The sequence below is a fragment of the Halomonas sp. 3H genome, from assembly GCF_024206005.1.
In the GTDB taxonomy this organism is placed as follows: domain Bacteria; phylum Pseudomonadota; class Gammaproteobacteria; order Pseudomonadales; family Halomonadaceae; genus Halomonas; species Halomonas campaniensis.
The window spans coordinates 1,813,776-1,833,687 of sequence record NZ_CP100360.1; the positions used below are offsets into that span (position 1 = coordinate 1,813,776).

Sequence of the window (19,912 nt, forward strand, 5' to 3'; positions counted from 1 at the left end):
CGCTGGAGACACGACATGCAGTCAAGGATCGAGTTGCCCTCGGCACACGACATGGACCCGCAGCAGCACGCTATCTACCAATCGGTGCTCAAGACCCGGGGCAATGCCGATGGCCCCTTCCTGGCCTGGCTACACAGCCCCGGGCTTGCGGGGCCCGCTCAGCAGCTGGGCGCTTTCTGCCGCTATGACACGCAGCTCTCCCTGGTCGAGAGTGAGCTCCTGATACTTTGCGTGGCCGCGCACTTTCACTGTGACGGCGAGCAGCAGATCCATGAGCCTATTGCGATTGAGGCGGGCCTGCCGGAGGCAACGGTGGCAACCCTTCGCGAGGGCGGCTGGGCGAGCCTCGAGACCCCGAGGCTCAACCTGCTTCAGACCCTTGCACGCCAGTTGTTGGACCAACGCCGAATCGACGATGACACCTTCGACGCCGCACGGCAGGCGCTTGGCACCCAGGCCCTGGTCGAGGTGGTGGGCATCATCGGCTACTACTCGCTGGTGGCCATGACGCTCAACGCCTTCGAGATGCGTGTGGATGTGTCTGGATCGGAATGATCGTCTGCTGACAGTTGGTGCAGGCCTTGTAGACGGCATTCCTTCAGGATTCGCCTGGCTGCTCGACGTGATGAGCGGGCCCTCCTGGTGCTGAGCCGGGTCTTCAATACACTCCTGCTCATCCTGAACGCGCCGCGGCCCTTGCCGCGGCGCTTCTTTATAGTAGAAAGGACCCTGAACGAAAGTCGTCCGGTAACCAGAGCCGGGGGGGCGTTTCGCGGTTTAGTCACCATGCTACACTCGCCACACAACCAGAACTCGAATGACTACTACGCAGAGGACTTACGTTATGCTGCCCGCCAATCACGTGCGCCGGCTGCTCGTCTCCCTTGTGTTTCTCTCCCTCTGGCCCGCCGGAATCACCCTGGCCAGCCCCGACGTGGTGGTGTTCCAGCAGGGCGAACAGGAGACGCGGGTCGAGGTCGAGGCGCTGCGCGAGCGTGCCGACGTGCACTTCACCTTCTTCGATCCCTACCTGGCGGAAGAGGTCGACATCACCGGCCTGGTGTTCCGCGATCTGCTTGTGGAGCAGTTCGGCGAGGTGCCCGAGCGTCTGGCGTTCACCGCCTGGGATGACTATGAGGTGACGCTGGGAGGATGGGACGACCCCAACTGGATCCTGGTGACCCATCATGACGGGGAGCCCCTGGGCCTGCGCGAACGTGGCCCCGTGCGCCTGGTGGAACGCGACTATGGCGATCGCGATCCCGCCAACCTGCGCAACTTCAACGACTGGGTCTGGATGATTCGCGGGATCGAGGTCCCCCGTTGAGATGGCACCGCATCAGGCGACGCTACATCGGCTGGCTGTCGCTGAGCCTGATGAGTTTCACGGCCCTGATGCTGCTGATCACCTACGAGACGCGCTGGGTTCACCCCGAGATCCACGCCTACTTCAGCCAGTCGGGCAACCTGACGGGCCAGCAGCTGGCGACCCGTTCCAGGCGCTACCTTGAGGAGAGCCTGGGCATCCTGCTGGAGGAGGGCGACAGCGATGCTGTCGCACAGCGGGCCCGGTTCCAGATCGAACTGGGCTACAGCCTGTTCGACATCGGCGTCTACCGCAACGAGTATGCCTGCACCGTGCCCAGCCTTCAGCGCCTGGACGGGCTACATGACAGCCTGAGCAGCGGCATCGTGCCGTCGCCGGCACTGCTCAGCCAGGACCTGCTGGCCCCCATCCGCTGCCTGACCGAGATCGAGATGGATCAGCTCGATCGCCGTGCCCGGGTGACCAATCAGTTCGTGGAGGAGACCCGTCGCCACCAGACCCAGGTGCTGGTGGGCAGCCTGGCCATCTACCTGCTGGGGCTGGGGTTCTGGGGGATGCATGAGCGTAAGCGCCGGCAGGCGGACCGGGCCACCCGCGAGAGCCTGCGCTGGATGACCCAGGCCCTGCGAGACCCCCTCACCGGGATCGGAAACCGTACGGCGCTCCATGACGACATCAATGACCAGGCCGGGCGAGCCCTGGGCCTGATCCTGATCGATATCGACTACTTCAAGCCCTACAACGACGCCCTGGGCCATCCGGATGGTGATCGCCTGCTGCGTGAGCTGGTCTCGCTGATCGACGAGGCGCTGGGCGGGAAGGCGCGGCTTTATCGCATGGGCGGTGACGAGTTTGCCGTACTGCTCCCCTGCGACAGCGCCGACACTCTCGAGCAGGCCTGTGCGCTGGTGGTGGAGGAGGTCCGCCGGGCAGCGCTGCCCCATCCTGACCACCCGGCGGGTCCCCATGTGACACTGAGCGTTGGTGGGGTGCAGTTCATTGCCGAGCGAGAGGCCTTCACCGAGGCCTATGCCGCGGCGGATCAGGCGCTCTATTGGGTCAAGGCCCAGGGACGCGATGGCTGGCAGACGGGAAGGGTGGTGCCCATGGATCGGGTGGACAGCCTCTGACCGCATGGCCCGCCTTCACAGACAGGCGACATTGAAACCATCGAAGCGGCCGCCTCCGGCGTAAGTCCTGAAGGCACTCACGCCTCTGCGGTGATTTTCCAGGCGAGAGATAAAGCGGCTGTGGAACGGCTATGTTGCACTGCACAAAAATGACTGCTACTATGCAGGTCATAGAACGGGATCTCCCGTTACATGGCACCAAGAACCCTGGAGGTTCTCATCATGACCCAGACATTCTCTTTCGATTCCAAGCAATTCGACACCGCTCAGCTCGAGTCCATGTTCTTCGCCCCGGCTCGCGCCTTTGCCGCGCTGTCCGTCGATTTCGCCGAGAAGCTGGTCACTGCCCAGCTCGACGCCACCAAGGCCTATGCCGACGTCAACCTGGCGCAGCTGCGTCGCCTGGTAGAGGTCAAGGACGTCGAGGGCTTCAAGAGCTACCTGGATGGTCAGCAGGAGGTCGCCAAGGAGCTGACCGAGCGCCTGAAGGGTGATGCCGACAAGGTTGTGGCCCTGCAGCAGGACTTCGTCGAGCAGAGTCAGAAACTGACCGAGGGCAGCGTCAAGCAGGCCCAGGAGAGCGTTCAGAAGGCTACCGAGACCGCCACCAAGTCTGTCAAGGAAGCCGCGCCCAAGGCAGCAACCAAGTAAGACTTCCACCCGGCCCTCGGGCCGGGTTCTGGAAGAACCCCAGCAGGCCGCCGATCTTTGATCGGCGGCCTGCTGCTTTATGGGTCACCGCGGACGGAGTGGAGGTGGCCCTTGCCTGCGGCAGTGATGCCTAACGTTCTTGCCGAAGTGGAAGGATCAGACCTCGGCACCGGGGAGTCGAGCGACCGGGCGGCTCCAGATGGTCAGGAAGCGTTCGGTGGCTCGGGCCCGCTGCGATTGAGGCTTGCGGGTGCTGCGGGGCAGGGGCTGGTCCCAGATGGTGGGGATGCGCTCGTTGGTCATGGTGCTCTCTCCTGGATGGCACTATATGGAAAAATTTTCCATTTATTCTGGTGCCACTATGTCTTAGACCAAGGTCGCAGTCAAGATCTAATGGAATATTTTTCCACATACGCTCCCTCGACCGTTGCTGCTATATGAGTCATCTTTAAACGAATGAGACATCATAAGCCGGCCGACTTACAGGGAGAACGCGATGGTCGAGGCGCTGAGGGTTTCCGAAGTCTACCGGGCCTGCCCGGAGGAAGCGCTGAGGTTCGAGGTCACAAGCGAGCTGGAGTCGCTGGACCTGCTCAGCGGTCACGCCCGAGCGAAGGAGGCGCTGGCCTTCGGGACCTCGATCCGCAGCGATGGCTTCAACCTCTTCGTGCTGGGCCAGCCCGGGCATGGTAAGCACAGCCTGGTGGGGCGTTACCTGATCGATCGCTCACGCAACGAGTCGCCGCCACCCGACTGGTGCTACCTCTACAATTTCGAGGACCCCTCGGTGCCGCTCTACCTGCAGCTGCCGCCGGGCATGGGCCGCCAGCTGCGACGCGACATCGAGGGGCTGGTCGAGGAACTGCGCGGGGCGATCCCGGCGGTGTTCGAGAGCGACGAGTACCAGAACCGCCTCCAGGAGATGAAGCAGGCGATGGGGGAGCGCCAGCGCGATGCCATCGAGGCGGTGAGACGCGAGGCGCGCGAGCAGGGCATCCTGCTGCTGTCGACCCCCAACGGCTTCACCTTCGCGCCGGCCGACGATGACAAGATGATGTCGCCGGACGACTACGAGAAGCTTCCAAGTGAGGAGCGCGACCGCATCGAGCACACGGTGGAGATCCTGCAGCGCAAGCTGACCAAGGCGATTCGCCGCATGCCGCGCCTGGCCAAGGAACTGCGCGAGCAGATCAACCAGCTCAACGAGGAGGTGATGCAGTCGGCGATCGGCGCCCCCCTGGGCGAGCTGGAAGAGCGCTATGCGGAGCAGGAGGGGGTAATCGCCCATGTGGCGGCGATCCGCGAGGCGATCCTGCAGCACGTGGACGCCTTCCTCTCCGACGAGCCCGAGATTCCCCCGGAGGCGGTGTTCAGCCGCTTCCACCTCAACCTGCTGGTAGACAACGCCGACACCGAAGGGGCGCCGGTGATCTACCAGGATCTGCCGGGCCACCAGCACCTGGTGGGACGCATCGAGCACCACGTCCACAACGGCACCCTGCTGACCGATTTCTCGCTGATTCGCGCCGGGGCCCTGCACCGCGCCAACGGTGGCTACCTGGTGCTGGACGTTCGGGGCGTGCTGACCCAGCCCGGTGCCTGGGAGACCCTGAAGCGCATCCTGCGTGCCGGCGAGATCCGCACCGAGTCGCTTGAGCAGGCCTACGGGCTGATCAGCACGGTGAGCCTGGAGCCCCAGCCGATTCCGCTGGACGTCAAGATCGTGCTGCTCGGCGAGCGGCTGCTCTACTACCTGCTCTGCGAGCACGACCCGGAGTTCCTGGAACTGTTCAAGGTGATGGTCGACCTCGAGGACGAGCTGCCGCGCAACGAGGAGAGTCTGGCACTCTACGCCCGGATGATCGCCACCCTGGCCCGGGAAGCGGCGCTTCGCCCGCTGGACCGCAGCGGGGTCGCGGCGACCATCGAGCGGGCCAGCCGCCTGGCCGACGACCAGCATCGCCTCACCGCCCGCCATCGGGACCTCAGCGATCTGCTGCTGGAGGCCGATCACTGGGCCGGCCAGGAGGACACTGCGGTTATCACCCGGGCGCACGTGGAGAAGGCGGTCCAGCAGCAGCTGTGGCGCGCCGGGCGTATCCGTGAGCGCAGCCATGAGCACATCACCCGGGGCACGGTGATGATCGCGACCGAGGGCAGTGTGGTGGGGCAGGTCAACGGGCTCTCCGTGCTCGCGCTGGGCGACTATGCGTTCGGCCAGCCCACCCGCATCACGGCCACGGCCCGTCCCGGCAGCGGTCAGGTGGTGGATATCGAGCGCGAGGCGCGCCTGGGCGGTCGTATCCACTCCAAGGCGGTCATGATCCTGTCGCGTTACCTGGCCGGGCGCTACTCCCGCGAACAGCCGATGTCGATCTCGGCGAGCCTGGCCTTCGAGCAGTCCTATGGCGGCATCGAGGGCGACAGCGCCTCGGTGGCCGAGGTATGCGCGCTGGTGTCGGCCATCGCGCGGGTGGGGCTCGACCAGCGCTTCGCGGTGACCGGTTCCATCAACCAGCACGGTGAGGTGCAGGCGGTGGGCGGGGTCAACGAGAAGGTTGAGGGTTTCTTCGATGTCTGCCGCGTGCGCGGCGAACTCGCCGGGCAGGCGGTGATCCTGCCTGCCGCCAACGTGGAGCACCTGATGCTCAAGGGCGAGGTGCGCGAGGCGATGGCGGCGGGCCACTTCCACCTCTATGGCATCCGCCACGTGGACGAGGCGCTGGCCCTCTTGACCGGCCAGGTACCCGGCGAGTCCGACGAGGCCGGGAACTTCCCCGCCGAGAGCCTCAACGGGCGGGTGCAGGCGCGGCTCGAGGCCTTCCGTGACGCCGTGAAGGCCGCTCGTGGCAGAGAGGACTATGAGGCGGGCGATGGCGATCGGGCCAATTCCGCGGAGGAGGGGCATGATGACCCCTGAGGAACCGGCAGCTGAAGGGCAGGCCAGTGGCACTTCTGCGGACCAGGACGAGACCCGGGTGCTGGCGCTGCTGGATGCCTCCCGCCAGAGCCTGGCGGCACTCTCCGCCGCCGTGGCACTGGCCGACGACGTGCGTGCCGAACTGGTGGCCCTGTTCGTGGAGGACCTCGACCTGATCCACTCCGCGGCCTTCCCGTTTTCCTGCGAGGTGGGGGCCAGCACCGGCCTGGCACGCCCCTTGAGCCGGTCAGATCTGGAAGCCAGCCTGGCCCGCCAGTTGCAGCGCGTTACCCAGGCGGTGGAAGCCGCAGTGGCCGGGCGGGAACTACGCCATCGACTGCAGGTGAGCCGCGGTCGGGTGGTCAGCGAGGCGCTCGCCCAGGCCGGGCCGGGGGATGTGCTGGTGCTGGGCAAGGCGGGACTCTCGGCTCGCTGGGGTGCACGGCTGGGATCCACCAGTCACAGTCTGATCCTCGAGGCACCCTGCACGGTGATCATCTGGGATGAGCGCCACCCTCCGTCGCCCGGCCCACTGCGCTATTTCCGTGGCCAGGCGCCGCGCCTGCCCTGGGGAGAGAGCCTGGAGGAGATCGCTCATGATGCTCCGCTGTTCCGCGGACGCGAGGAACTGGCCCCGATGGGAGCCGAACAGCTCGAGCGCTTCCTGGCACGGTCACGCAGTGGGGCGCTGCTGGTCAGCCGTGAGACGCTCTCTCGGCTGATCGACCAGGAGCCTGACGTGCTGGCAAGGATCCCTATCCCGGTTATCGTGGTGCCGTAGGCGTCTTCCCCCTGTGGCACAATGGCCGGCCGGCACTGCATTGGAAGGACTCGCCCGATGGCGTATGTACTGGTAATGGGCGGCCTGGCCCTGTCCGTCAGCTTCACCCTGGGTTGGATCCTGGTGCGCAGCGGACGCTGGGCCTGGCAGCGGGTGGCTGGCGGCTCGGGAACTCGCAAGCCCAGGCCCCGGGCGCGCAAGGCGCCTGCGCGGCAGGCTTCCCCCCGCTCGCGTCCTACCGCTGCAGCCCGCAAACCCAAGGCGGCGACGCCGCCCAGTGAACCCTGGCGGTTGACCCGGGGCCTGGCGGCCCTTGTCGGGACCCGGCCGCTGACCCTGCTGGCCTTGCTGCTTTACGGCTTCACGCGCCTGGCCGAATTCGGGATGACCCAGCGGCCCCAGGTGGCACCGGCCGCCTATCATACCCTGGTGACCGGCCTGGGCTGGGTCTCTGCCGCGCTGCTGGCCCTGGCCGTGCTGCATCTACTGGCGGTGTGGCGCTGTCGACGTCACTGAGTTCTTCCCGCGCTGCCCCACCCCCCGCCGTAGACCTTCCTGTTCGTCCTGACTCAAGGGACACCACGACCAAGCCCACCTTCGGTGGGCTTGGTCGTTTCTCATCTCGCTAATGGAGATTTCTCATCTCTTGGCCTGCCTCCATCCCATTATCGAGCAGCGTTCGAAAATGGCGGAGGTGCCCTTCAGCACGTCACCAAAATGCGAATGTGACTGTTCTGTAAGTATGTAAGCTCAATGTGTCAGTCAGCAGAACATGATCACAGTTCTCTGTGACAGCGTCATGAATTCTCGCGAGAGCCAACGGCAATGATTGTCTCGCAAGGATGTACTCGACGCAGGGACATGTTGCTGCTGGCTGTCGCCGTTTTATGACGGGAAAAAAACCATAGAAAATCGGGGCCTCGGAAAAATGCCAATACATTCCGGGGCGGTAGCGTGTCAAAGGGTCAACGGGGGAGACGCCACATGGACTCTCAGGCGCAAGTAAAAAATCATCAAGCCATGGCGAGTGACGGCGCCGAAAACCCGATAAGTGCGGTGCGAACCATTCTGCTCGTACTGTTGCTGGTGACACTCTCCCTGATGGGGGGATGTGCATTTGCGCCCGGGGGGCATATCAATGAAAAGAACCTCGATGAATCACTGGATTCCCGCGTGGATGTTATGGAAATCACGCCGGAACTGGTGAGCCGCTATCGGGTGATGGGTCCGGCCTCTCAACCCTTGCCCGGCACGTTGCGCCAGGACATGCAGAGTTATGAGTACCGAGTGGGACCTGGCGACGTGCTAAGCGTGATCGTCTATGACCATCCGGAGTTGACGATTCCCGCCGGAGGAGAGCGAGGCGCTGCCGAGACGGGTAACCGTGTGCGCCCCGACGGCACCATGTTCTACCCCTATGTGGGGCGAGTCCGAGTCGCCGGCATGACGCTCGAGGAGGTCCGTAGCCTGCTGACCCGACGTCTCTCGGATGTCATTACCGACCCTCAGGTTGAGGTAGGCATGGCCGCCTTCCGGTCACAGAAGATCTATGTCAGCGGGGCGGTGGAGAGTCCGGGCACCCTGCCGATCACCATCGTGCCGATGACCGTACTAGATGCGATCAGCGAAGCGGGCGGCGCCCGCGCCAATGCCGACTGGCACAACGTCTTGCTGACACGCGATGGTCGTGAGGAAAGGCTGTCGCTCTACGCCATGTTGCGTCAGGGCGACATGACCCAGAATCGCCTGCTGCGTGATGGTGATCTGCTGCATGTGCCCACTTCCGAGAACCAGAATGTGGTGGTGCTGGGGCAGGTCATCAAGCCCGGTGCCATTGCCCTGGGTAACGAGCGCCTGACCCTGACCGATGCCCTGGCGCGGGCAGGTGGGGTGAACGAGAGCCGTGCTCAGCCCTCCGGCATCTTCGTGGTTCGCGGCAACGCCCCGGAAAGCGACACCCTTGCCACGGTATATCAGCTGGATATCAGCGATGCGACTCGCCTGATGCTGGGTACGCGCTTTCCTCTCCAGCCGCAGGATGTCGTCTATGTGACGTCGGCACCGCTGGCCCGCTGGAACAACGTGATCTCGCTGTTGATCCCGTCGGTCACGCTGCCGGGTGACGTTGCAAGGTCGGTCGATAATGTCGGGGATCTATAACAAGAGATCATGGCCATGACAGTCTTTCCGAGTCACCATGGGTTGTCGAGTGAACCGCCTCGTGACACCCCGGATATCAGCCTCGTCAAGCTGGTCTCCACTCTGCTGGAACATAAGTGGAAAATCCTCTTCATCGGGGCTCTGTTTCTGCTGGGGGGCTATTTCTACGCCAGCTCCCAGCCGAGGATCTATCAGGCGGATACCCTGATACAGATCGAGGGACAAAAGAGCACGCTGGGGCTTCTCGAAACCCTGGCAGTGGGAGAGCAGGCGGGAAACCCTACGACTGCCGAGCTTGAGATCCTGCAGTCCCGGATGGTGATGGGAGAGACCGTGGATCGCCTCGACCTCGCCATCCAGATCGAGCCGCGGCGTATGCCGATGGTCGGGGATTTCCTGGTCAATCACGGCTTTACCCGAGAGCAGGTGGATCGGCTGACGCCGGGCGTGCTGGGGAGCTGGCTGGGGAGGATAGGCGGCTGGGAGCAAGACGAGGGCGGCCCTTTCGTGTGGGCGGGTGAATCCCTGCGGGTGTCACGCTTCGACGTGCCGCCTCATGCCGAGGGCAGAACCCATGTGCTGAGGGTGGCCGATGAAGGCCAATATAGCCTGACCCGAGACGGTGCGACCGTGCTGGCCGGCCGGGTGGGGGAGACGGTTCAGGACGAGGCGTCCGGTTACCGTCTCTTCGTCAGTCAGCTGGAAGCCCATGCCGGGGCCGAGTTCGAGATGCGTCGCGTCGCGCACCTGGATGCCATCGCCCAGTTGCAACGTCGCCTGACGATCGAACCACGTGGCAAGGATTCCGGGGTCTATCAGGTGATGCTGAGCGGTCAGGACCGCGAGCAGATTGTCCGGGTGCTCGACACCATCACCGGCGTGTTCCTGTCCCAGAACGTGCAGCGTCAGTCCGAGGAGGCCGAGAAACAACTGGCGTTCCTCGAGGAGCAGATTCCGCAGGTGAACGTGGAGCTGACAGGCGCCGAGAATGCCTTGAATGACTATCGCGCCCAGCGCGATTCGGTCGACCTGACCTTCGAGACGCAGAACCTGCTGGGTAGCCTGGTCGCCGTGGATAACCAGCTCTCGGAACTGGCCCTTGCCGAAGCGGAATTGGCCGAGCGCTTCCGTCCGACGCACCCGAACTATCAGGCCCTGCTGCGCAAGCGCTCGCAGCTGCAGGCCGAGAAGCTTCAGCTCGAGGCCAATGTCAACGACCTGCCGGAGACTCAGCAAGAGGTGCTCCGCCTGACCCGTGACACCCAGGTGAACCAGCAGATCTACGTGCAACTGCTCAACAAGCGGCAGGAGATGCGATTGGTCAAGGCGGGTACGGTCGGTAACGTGCGAATACTCGATACTGCCGTGCTGCAGCGTGGCAGCATCGCACCCCGAGTCGGCTTGCTCACGGCTGGCAGCGCATTGCTGGGGATGCTCCTCGCTATCGTCGGGGTGATGCTCAGGCTGGCCTTCAGCCGTGCCGTCGAGACGCCCGAGCAGCTGGAGGCAATCGGCTTGCCGGTCTATGCGATCGTGCCGGTCTCTTCGGGTCAGAACAAGCTGTCTCACTATCTGAGGCGTCGACGCAAGGATGGGGTCCATGTGTTCCGAGGACTGCTGGCTATCACCGATCCCGAGGAGCCAACGGTGGAGGCTCTGCGTGGCCTGCGCACCAGCCTCTACTTCGCCATGCTGGAATCCAGTGACAACCGCTTGATGATCACCGGGTCGAGCCCCGAGGCCGGCAAGAGTTTCATCGCGGCCAACCTGGCCGTGGTTTGTGCCCAGGCCGGCCAACGGGTGCTGCTGGTCGACGCCGACATGCGCAAGGGACACCTGCACCACGCCTTTCATCAGGCCGGCAAGGGTGGGCTGTCGGAACTCATCAGCAACCGCATCGGCGTCGATGAGGCCGTCCGCGCCAGCGGTATCGAACACCTGGACTTCATCTCCCGGGGCATTGTGCCCCCCAATCCCTCTGAGCTGCTCATGCAGAAGCCCTTTCATGACCTGCTTGACTGGGCCGCTCAGCACTACGACCTGGTAATACTGGATACACCGCCCGTGATGGCGGTAACCGATGCGGCGATCGTCGGCAAGCATGCCGGCTCCTGCCTGATGGTCGCTCGCTATGGCGTCAATTCTCCCAAGGAGCTCGAAATCACCAAGCGCCGTCTGGAACACGCGGGAGTGAGAGTGAAGGGGGCAGTGCTCAACGCGGTGGCCTATTCCACCAACCGGCAGTACGGCTACTACAACGTCTACGCCTACCGGTAGCCTCTGTTGCCTCATCAGGTAATGGCGTTCATTCCAGTCAGGGAGGAAAGGCCACATGCTCGCGTATCTCTGGGCGCTTGGCATCATCCTGTCCCAGTTCTACCTGTTACCCAGCGGCCTGCCTCAGCCGGCGCACCTCCTGTTTGCTCTCAACTTCCTGCTGTTGGGCTACTTCTATTCGTTGACGCTGACCTTCAGGAGTCATGAGGAGAGGCTCACCGCGCTCTTTCTGCTGGCCTTCTGTGCCTATGCGGTCATCGCCAACCTGACCTGGGTGCTGGTGGAGCAGAATCCCGCCTTCATCAAGGCATCCATCTACTGGGTCTATGGCTGCCTGATGTACCTGTTCCTGCTGCCGTCACTGAGGGATGAACGAGTCAGAAAGGCAGTTGTTACCGCCTGTTCTCTCAGCATCGTGGCACTGTTCCTCTTCTGGGCCACGGGACTGGGGCGCTACGAGGTCGGGACTCGTTATCAGGGGTTCTTCAACGACCCCAACCAGATGGCGTTCTATGTCATCTGCGTGTTCTCGGCCTTCTTCTATCTGCTGCGAGGCAAGGGCAGCGGACAGCTGCTGTTCGTGATCGGCGTGCTCAGCGTGGTGCTGGTGTTCGTCACCCAGTCCCGCTCGGCATTGCTGGGCATCGGATTCTCCCTGCTGGCGGCCTATCTGCGCTTCATCGACACCATTGCAGTGGGGTCCGGCACCAGGGACCGGATACTCGCCACCCTCATCGGGATCATGGCGGTCCCGCTATTCCTCTACCTGTTGTTCAGCCTGGAGACCGCCGATATCGCCATCTCACGGTTCTCCGGTACCGATGTCGGCAGCCAGGCCGAGATCAGGGGCTACGCAAGGCTCCTGGAATTTCCCGGTTATCTCTTCCTCGGCGCCGGCCAGGGGCTGGATCTGCGCTTCGGAACCCGGCACGAGATTCACTCGACCTGGGTGGCGGTGCTCTTCTACTACGGGATAGCGGGGTTTGCGATCTTCATGGCGTTCATCGCCAGGATATTCCTGCGCCTGGACCTGGCCGGGAAGATCGCCTTCCTGGGGCCCGTGTTCTATGGCCTCTCGACCTACGGCGCCAGGACGCCCATCTTCTGGGTCTTCCTGGCGGCAGCCGCTGTAGCCGTCCGAGAAATCCGAACGGCGCCCTCACTGACCCCTGCCAAGGAGCTCTCACTATGAAAATCGATGGTCATCGACACTGCCGTGTCCTCCGACCTTGTGTCGGGAGGGACGTGATGGAGACGTTGCTGGCCGAGAGCCACCGGGTGGATGCCCCGCGAGTCCTTCACGTGGAGGGGCTCCCGGACCCTCGGGGGCGTTGCGCCTCATGATCGCCAGACGGTGGCTTGGCGCAGCGTTGGGCGTTGTCCTGGCGGCCTTCATGGTAACGGCCGCCCCGAGCGGGCCGTTCGTCTTGACGGCTCGCGTGGAGACGACGCCGGTGGAGAGCCGCGGTGACGCCGCCGATGACAGTGCCATCTGGTTCAACAGAGCGTCGCCGGGTGAGAGTCGTGTGCTGGCCACGGACAAGCTGCGCGGCCTCGAGGTGTACGACCTGCATGGTCGGAATGTGCAGTCTCTACCCCTGGGACGGCTCAATAACGTTGATCTCCGCCAGGATGTGCCGATGCGCGGAGGCTATATGGACCTGGCCGTGGCCACGCATCGCGATGAACTGGGGCTGGCAGTATTCGAGATCCAGGACAGTGGCCAGGTGAGGTTTCTGGGCCTGGCCAGGACGGGGCTCGAGGAGATCTACGGGGTCTGCCTCTATCGGTACGGCGAGCAGCTGCATGTCTTCAGCAATGGCAAGGATGGGCGCTACATGCAGCATCGGCTGGCGGTTTCCGACTCGGGCCCTGAAGTCACGTTGCTGCGCGAGTTCCGCCTGGATAGCCAGCCCGAGGGCTGTGTGGTGGATGACCCCTCCGGCCGGCTCTTCATGGGTGAGGAGTCGGTCGGCGTCTGGGTGATGGCGGCATCGCCGGATGCGGCACTGGATAGGGATCTGGTGATTCGTGCCGAGGCGCCACTGGCAGCCGACATCGAGGGGCTCGCCCTGCATGGAAGCGAGTTCCTGCTGGTCTCGAGCCAGGGCAACCACCGGTTCGCGGTGTTGGAGGCCGCGCCCCCCTATCGCCTACGCGGCATCTTCCGGATCGACCATGATCCCGTTGCCGGAATCGGTCACGTGCGTGATACCGACGGTGTCGCGGTCAGCGCTCATGACTTCGGTCCCGGATTCCGGCAGGGGCTGGTGGTGGTTCAGGACGGTGACAATGCTCCCCGGAACCAGAACTTCAAGTACCTGGCCTGGGCGCAGATCGCCGAGGTCCTTGGCCTCGACGACGCGATCGGACAAGCAAGGAGAAGGTGACATGACCTGGCTAGACGCCTTGATGACGATGCCTCGACATCGCAAGCGCCACATGCTGCAGCTCATCGATGCGCTGACCGTGGCGACCAGCCTCAATCTGGCGGTCATGCTGCACCGCGACACCGCCCTCGCGCTTGGGGACGGTCGTCTGTGGGGCCTGACAGTCCTGGTGGTTCTCACCACCTTGCTGTGCTTTCACTGGCTGGGAGTCTACCGGCTGGTGCTGCGCTACATGAATCACACTGCTGTCCTCGGCCTGGGGGCAGGGGCGCTGACGTCGTCGCTGGTGCTGCTGCTGCTCGACAAGGCGCTGGGGAGCATGCTCTCCGCCTCGGTGGCGGTGATCCATGGGCTGGTGCTGCTGGTGGCGGTGGGTGCTGTGCGCTATGTACTGCGGGAGCTCTATCTGGTCAGTCAGCGTCGTCAGCGGCGCCCGGTGCTGATCTACGGCGCGGGTGCTGCCGGTTGTGAGCTGGTGTCAGCCCTGCGTCATGGGGGGGAGTACGAACCAGTGGCTTTCATCGACGACTGGCGTGGGCTCGAGGGCACCCTGGTCGACGGGCTGCGGGTTCATCGGCCCTCGGACCTGGAGGCCCTGGTGGACGAACATCATGCAGCGATGGTCCTGCTGGCGATCCCTAGCGTAACGCGTAGCCGACGGCGCGAGATCCTTCAGCGGCTCTCCAGTCTCTCCATCCCGGTGCAGACGATTCCCGGCAGTGCGGATGTCATTGCCGGGCATGCCAGCGTCAGCGAGATTCGGGATGTCGCGGTGGAGGATCTGCTCGGGCGGGAGCCGGTCCCCCAGTTTCCGGACCTCATGGATGCCAATATCCGCGGCAAGTCGGTGATGGTGACCGGTGCCGGTGGGTCCATCGGCAGCGAGCTGTGTCGTCAGATCATCGATCAGCAGCCCGCCCGTCTGTTGCTGGTCGACAACTGCGAGTTCGCGCTCTTCACCATCGAGCAGGAGCTCCAGGCTCACCCCGGCGTCGGCAAGTCAGGCGTCGAGATCAAGCCCCTGCTGGCCTCAATCCAGCGACGCGATGCCCTTGAATCCATCTTCGATGGCTTCGAGGTCCATACCGTCTACCACGCCGCTGCCTACAAGCATGTGCCAATGGTGGAGTACAACCTGATCGAGGGGATTCGCAACAATGTGTTCGGCACCCTGAATCTGGCCCGGGCAGCCATGAAGGCCGGGGTCGAGACCTTCGTGATGGTGTCCACCGACAAGGCGGTACGCCCGACGAACGCCATGGGGGCCTCCAAGCGCCTGACCGAGCTGATCTGTCAGGCCTTTGCCCATGCGGGGTCCGGCACCCGCTTCTGCATGGTGCGTTTCGGCAACGTGCTGGGCTCCAGCGGCTCGGTGATTCCGACCTTTCGTGAGCAGATCGAACGCGGAGGGCCAGTGAAGGTGACCCATCCCGAGATTACCCGCTTCTTCATGACGATTCCCGAGGCGGCGCAACTGGTGATCCAGGCAGGCGCCATGGGTCGAGGTGGCGAGGTCTTCGTACTCGACATGGGGGAGCCTGTCCGCATCCAGGATCTGGCGGTCAACATGATCCGGCTCTCCGGGCTGGAGGTGAAGGACAGCGAGCACCCGGATGGGGACATCGAGATCATCCATACCGGGCTGAGGCCGGGCGAGAAGCTTTTCGAGGAGTTGCTGATCGGTGAGGCGGTGTCCGGGACCCGGCACGACAGGATCATGACCTCGCGTGAACCCTTCTGGGAGTGGCCACGGCTCGAAGCCTTCCTCCACGAACTCGAGCGGGCGCTGGGAGCATTCGATCACCTGGAAACACGACGCCTGCTGCAATCGGCGCCCCTGGCCTACTGTCCCGGCGAGGGCATGGCCGACCTGGTGTGGCAGGCCCGAAACAACCACTTGCCGGCGAGGACCGGGACAGCCTCGGTCGGAGTGGAGGCGGTGAATCTGTCGAGTCCAGTCGGACTCCCTTCATCCAAGCCCGTGTGAACGAAGTGGAATGGTGAAGCCATGTTGAAGGATCTACGAGAATTCTATGGGCTGTTGAGCCGAGCCCAGCGTCGACGGCTGCTCCAACTACAGGGTCTCATCATCATCATGTCGCTAGCCGAGATCGCGAGCGTTATCTCGATAGGGCCCTTCATGGCCGTGGTGGGGGACATGCAGCGACTCGAGGGTGAGGGGAGAATGGCCTGGGTGTACCAGGCCAGTGGCCTGCAGAGCCCCGAGGCGTTCCTGACCCTGCTGGGCAGCCTGGTGCTGCTTGTTCTATTGCTGGCGGCGATGTTTTCCATGTACACCACCTGGCGGCTGGCGCTCTACAGCGCCAGTGTCGGCGCGGAGCTGTCGAGTCGCCTCTACCGTTACTATCTGCACCAGCCCTGGCTGTTTCACTCCGGACAGAGTTCCAGTCGCTTGATCAGCAAGGCGTCCCAGGAGGTGCAGCGAACCACGAACAAGATCATCGGCCCGAGCCTGCAGCTCAATGCCAAGCTGGTGATGGTCTGTATCATGACCGTGGCGATCTTCCTCTATCAGCCCGGGGTGGCCTTGGCCGGCTTCCTGATCTTCGCCGTTGCCTACCTGCTGCTCTACAAGACGGTCCGTCGTTTCCTGGTGGCCAATGGCCGGCGGGTCTCTCGCGCCCAGGCTAAGCGCATCAAGCTGATGACCGAAGGCTTCGGAGGGATCAAGGACCTGCTGCTGCTGCATCGTCAGGGCACCTTCGTCTCACGCTTCGAAAGGGCCAGTAGCCGGGTTGCCCGTGGGCAGGGAGTCACCCAAGGGCTCAGCGAGGCCCCCCGGTATGCCATCGAGCTGGTGGCCTTTGCCTCGATCATCCTGCTGGTGCTCTACCTGCTTAACCTCTACGAGGGGAATCTGGGGGCTATCCTGCCCGCGCTGTCGATCTATGCCCTCGCCGGATTCAAGATGCTACCGGCCTTCCAGAAGATCTACTCATCCGTATCCGAGATCCGAGGCAATCTGGCGTCCTACTACAGCATTCGCGATGACCTGATAGCGAGTCGCGAGGTACCCAACGAGGCGGGGAGCGGATCGGAGAGCGAGATGGCGCCCCTGGTTCCTGAGCAAGCCATCGACCTGCAGGACGTGACATTTGCGTATCCGGGAAAGAAAGACAGGGCATTGAACGGCTTGACATTGACCATTCCAGTCAACCGGATGGTGGGGTTGGTAGGAGCGTCCGGAAGCGGCAAGAGCACTGCCGTGGATTTGCTGCTTGGCCTGATCCAGCCGGACCAGGGCAGCGTGCTGATTGATGGAGTGCCCCTCACCGCCGGAAATCTTCGCCGCTGGCAGGCGTGCCTAGGTCTAGTGCCGCAGCAGATATTCCTGGCGGATACCTGCATCCTCGAGAATGTGGCCTTCGGCGTTGCGCCGGAACAGATCGACGTAGCCAAGGCTCTGGAGGCCCTGAGGATGGCGCAGCTCGATGAACTCATCGAGAAGCTGCCCGAGGGCGTAAATACCTGGGTCGGTGAGCGTGGCGTGCAACTCTCCGGTGGACAGCGTCAGCGGATCGGAATAGCCCGTGCCCTGTATCAGGAGGCGAGGGTGCTGGTGCTGGATGAGGCCACCAGTGCACTCGACGGCATCACCGAACGCCGTGTGATGGAGGACATCCAGGCCCTGGCGGGCAACATGACTATCGTACTGATTGCTCACCGACTGACCACTGTCAAGGAGTGCGACATGATCTATATCCTCGACGCCGGACAGGTGGTAGACAGCGGAACCTACGATGAACTGGCCGCACATAATGCGACCTTCAAGATGATGGCTAACTTGTAATTCCCTGCTCAGGCATCACAGCTTGCGCGGCCTCACAATCCAGGTTTCTGTTCCCATGACCGAAATCAAAGTGCAGCGGGCACCCTCAAGCCCCTTCTTTTCCGTGGTAATTCCTGTCCACAACAAGGTCGACTATCTCGAGCGATCACTGGCTTGCATCTATGAACAGACGTTCGGTGATTGCGAGATCATTGCCGTCGATGACTGCTCCAGTGATGGTTCATTGGAAATATTGAAGCAGCATGAAAGGGCGGGGAAACTGCGGCTCTACCAGCGACAAGAACCCGGGCCGGGAGGGTACGCGGCAAGGAATCTGGGGGTCAGTCATTCAGTTGGTAAGTGGGTCATGTTCTTTGATGCTGATGATGTTGTTGATGTGAATCATCTCGCCGTTTTCCATGAGGCCATCACTGATAATGATGATCTTGATTTTTATTGTGGTAACTATGTAATGAAAGTGGGTGACAAGGTGGTGGGTAAGAACAAAGGTATTCGGTCAGGCCGATACAATAAACTTGACGGGTTGACGTTCTTTGCCAATAACGACTTTATTCATATGAATTCGGCCTGCATCCGGAGGGAGCTTTTCGACAGGCTAGGTGGGTTTCCCGAAGGGAGGTACAAGCGAGGAGGAGATGTGTATTTCTGGGTGAGGCTATTGATAAACATAGATCATTTTTATTATAGCGAAACGGTCACTTCCGAATGGCATCTGGATAACAGCCATGTGACCAAAAATCCTGACAACTTGACGCTGCATCCACTGGCTGACTTCATCGAAGTGGAGAGTCCTAAACTGGACAGAGAGTGTGACATACAGCTGAGGAGAATCATAAATAGAAAGATTATTGCATGGGCAACAGAGAAAAAACTTCAAGGGAAGCAGTGTTACCGGGATTTTCCACATGTCAGCCTGAAAGGTCTGGGGTATCAAAACATCATAAGGATGTTGGTGCTGTCCATGCCGATCAGTGTCTATCAGGTAGTTGTTGATATGAAGCGCTCATGGAGAGCATGATGGCGAGCTGCAGGGTGGTTTCCACAAGAAATTGAAAAGCGGCGGCCAATGCCGATACGGCCGCCCTCTGACGACATAGTTAAAGCTTTGAGATAAAGCCTGCCTCTCCAGGTGGTTTATATGAACGTCACTAGAATACTGAAGCGTGTCACTCTTGATGTTGCCTGGATGCCCGTCGCATTGTTGACTCTTCTTGTTCCTCGAAATCGGAGGCTATGGGCATTCGGAAGTTCAAGCGGAAAGAAGTACGCTGATCACTCTCGCATGCTCTTCGAATGCCTTCATGATAACAGGGTTGATACGGACATTCGTGTCGTTTGGAGTACTAGGTCCGATGAAATATTTCATGAGTTGATGAGTCGTGGTTACCCTGTTTTAAAATCGAACAGCATTCGTGGTTTTATGACAACATTGCGTGCTGGCGTATGTGTCTATACCCATTACGCTAACGATCACAATCGAATTGCGGCATTCGGTGCCTACAAGATTCAGTTATGGCATGGCATACCGTTGAAGCGTTTCAAGTCAGTATCCGGCCTGCTCGATAAGGGGCGTATAGGTAGGCGCTATCGTGACATTCACAATCGGATGCTTGATTTTCAGAAGATCATGTTCCCTTGGGCCAATCCGACGTGGGATTTGCTGGTATTTCAAAGCGAAGTCGACCGTGACCGAACCGGCATGGCGTTCGATGGAACTTACCGCCGCGGCATCGTTGCGGGATCGGTCAGGATTGAAAACTTGAGGAAGCAATTCGCTTCGCCTGATCGCAAGTCGGATGAGAATGCCGCCAGAAAAATTCTCTACGCGCCAACGCACAGGGCACTTGGGCGGGAGTCACTATTCGAAAAGGTACCCGTTCCGGCTGGAAATGCGCTACACGCTTCGCTTCGCAGGATGGGTGCAACTATGGAAGTAAGGCTGCATCCGTTCCAAGAACGGGAGCCTGTTCCAGAGGCATTGAATTGTGGGCCAGTTCGTCTTGTCGATAATCGGACATGTGATGATATCTACAATGATCTTCACACTTTCGATATCCTGATAACCGACTACTCGAGTATTTTTATCGATGTCCTCCCGCTAGGGATGCCGGTTATATTTCTTGCCCCGGACTATCTGGAATATTCGAAAGATGACCAGGGGTTCTTCAGCGATAAGTATTCCGTTCCGGGGCCTGTTGCCACCACATGGGAAGAGGCTCTGCATTATTGCAATGACATCCTGGAAGGAGCCCATGATCATTGGGTGGAATGCCGACGAGATGCCGCTCAATTTTACTTTGATGGCAGTGATGAATCAGAGTCGGCCATGAAAAAAATCGTTGATGTGGCAAAGCGCGACTTGAGCATAAGTTAGGTGTTGACAGGTCTTTACTAGGTTTTGAGTTTTCCTGGTAATGCCACCGTCCGTTTGTCCTGATGGTATCGCTGTTGGTAGCCCACTGCGT

16 protein-coding genes are annotated in these 19,912 nt (G+C 61.7%); 15 read left to right on the forward strand and 1 reads right to left on the reverse strand.

Features of this window, described 5'->3' with window-relative positions:
* Positions 1–15: 15 nt before the first annotated feature.
* From NFC98_RS08405 to NFC98_RS08420, 4 genes are all read left to right on the forward strand, one after another.
* A complete protein-coding gene (locus NFC98_RS08405; RefSeq protein ID WP_254277633.1) occupies positions 16–555 on the forward strand; it encodes a carboxymuconolactone decarboxylase family protein in 540 nt (179 codons plus the stop codon).
* Between the two features lie 289 nt (positions 556–844).
* Positions 845–1,327 carry a hypothetical protein gene (locus tag NFC98_RS08410; RefSeq protein WP_254277634.1) on the forward strand — a complete coding sequence of 161 codons (483 nt, stop codon included), beginning with the start codon at positions 845–847 and terminating at the stop codon, positions 1,325–1,327.
* Positions 1,324–2,457 carry a diguanylate cyclase gene (locus NFC98_RS08415; protein WP_254277635.1) on the forward strand — a complete coding sequence of 378 codons (1,134 nt, stop codon included), beginning with the start codon at positions 1,324–1,326 and terminating at the stop codon, positions 2,455–2,457. Before NFC98_RS08410 ends, NFC98_RS08415 begins: the two co-directional genes overlap by 4 nt.
* 222 nt (positions 2,458–2,679) lie before the next feature.
* Positions 2,680–3,108: a phasin family protein gene (locus tag NFC98_RS08420; RefSeq protein WP_254277636.1), complete on the forward strand. Its 429-nt coding sequence runs from the start codon at positions 2,680–2,682 to the stop codon at positions 3,106–3,108.
* A 156-nt stretch (positions 3,109–3,264) separates the two neighbouring features.
* Here NFC98_RS08420 and NFC98_RS08425 read toward each other — a convergent pair whose 3' ends face one another.
* The gene (locus NFC98_RS08425; RefSeq protein WP_254277637.1) at positions 3,265–3,411 is read right to left on the reverse strand and encodes a hypothetical protein; all 147 of its coding nucleotides are present in this window, start codon (positions 3,409–3,411) and stop codon (positions 3,265–3,267) included.
* Between the two features lie 193 nt (positions 3,412–3,604).
* Between NFC98_RS08425 and NFC98_RS08430 the strand changes: the two genes are divergently transcribed.
* The 11 genes from NFC98_RS08430 to NFC98_RS08480 all read left to right on the forward strand — a co-directional run bounded on the left by NFC98_RS08430 (position 3,605) and on the right by NFC98_RS08480 (position 19,821).
* Positions 3,605–6,028 (forward strand): Lon protease family protein, encoded by a 2,424-nt coding sequence (locus tag NFC98_RS08430; protein WP_254277638.1) that lies wholly within the window; start codon positions 3,605–3,607, stop codon positions 6,026–6,028.
* Positions 6,015–6,809, forward strand: coding sequence for a universal stress protein (locus tag NFC98_RS08435; RefSeq protein ID WP_254277639.1), 795 nt, complete (start codon positions 6,015–6,017; stop codon positions 6,807–6,809). The genes NFC98_RS08430 and NFC98_RS08435 overlap by 14 nt, the downstream gene beginning before the upstream one ends.
* A 57-nt stretch (positions 6,810–6,866) precedes the next feature.
* On the forward strand, positions 6,867–7,325 hold the full coding sequence (locus NFC98_RS08440; RefSeq protein ID WP_254277640.1) for a hypothetical protein: 459 nt from the start codon (positions 6,867–6,869) through the stop codon (positions 7,323–7,325).
* Positions 7,326–7,793: 468 nt separating this feature from the next.
* Positions 7,794–8,969 carry a polysaccharide export protein gene (locus tag NFC98_RS08445; protein ID WP_254277641.1) on the forward strand — a complete coding sequence of 392 codons (1,176 nt, stop codon included), beginning with the start codon at positions 7,794–7,796 and terminating at the stop codon, positions 8,967–8,969.
* A gap of 15 nt (positions 8,970–8,984) precedes the next feature.
* Positions 8,985–11,246 (forward strand): polysaccharide biosynthesis tyrosine autokinase, encoded by a 2,262-nt coding sequence (locus NFC98_RS08450; RefSeq protein WP_254277642.1) that lies wholly within the window; start codon positions 8,985–8,987, stop codon positions 11,244–11,246.
* Positions 11,247–11,301: 55 nt separating this feature from the next.
* A complete protein-coding gene (locus NFC98_RS08455) occupies positions 11,302–12,438 on the forward strand; it encodes a hypothetical protein (RefSeq protein WP_254277643.1) in 1,137 nt (378 codons plus the stop codon).
* 148 nt (positions 12,439–12,586) lie between these two features.
* Complete coding sequence (locus tag NFC98_RS08460; protein WP_254277644.1) at positions 12,587–13,636, forward strand: phytase; 1,050 nt, start codon at positions 12,587–12,589, stop codon at positions 13,634–13,636.
* 1 nt (position 13,637) lies between these two features.
* Positions 13,638–15,623 (forward strand): nucleoside-diphosphate sugar epimerase/dehydratase, encoded by a 1,986-nt coding sequence (locus tag NFC98_RS08465; protein ID WP_254277645.1) that lies wholly within the window; start codon positions 13,638–13,640, stop codon positions 15,621–15,623.
* Positions 15,624–15,644: 21 nt separating this feature from the next.
* Positions 15,645–17,447, forward strand: a complete 1,803-nt coding sequence (locus tag NFC98_RS08470) for an ABC transporter ATP-binding protein (protein ID WP_254277646.1) — start codon at positions 15,645–15,647, stop codon at positions 17,445–17,447.
* A 55-nt stretch (positions 17,448–17,502) separates the two neighbouring features.
* A complete protein-coding gene (locus NFC98_RS08475; protein ID WP_254277647.1) occupies positions 17,503–18,465 on the forward strand; it encodes a glycosyltransferase family A protein in 963 nt (320 codons plus the stop codon).
* Between the two features lie 120 nt (positions 18,466–18,585).
* Positions 18,586–19,821 (forward strand): CDP-glycerol glycerophosphotransferase family protein, encoded by a 1,236-nt coding sequence (locus NFC98_RS08480; protein WP_254277648.1) that lies wholly within the window; start codon positions 18,586–18,588, stop codon positions 19,819–19,821.
* The last annotated feature ends 91 nt before the right edge of the window (positions 19,822–19,912 follow it).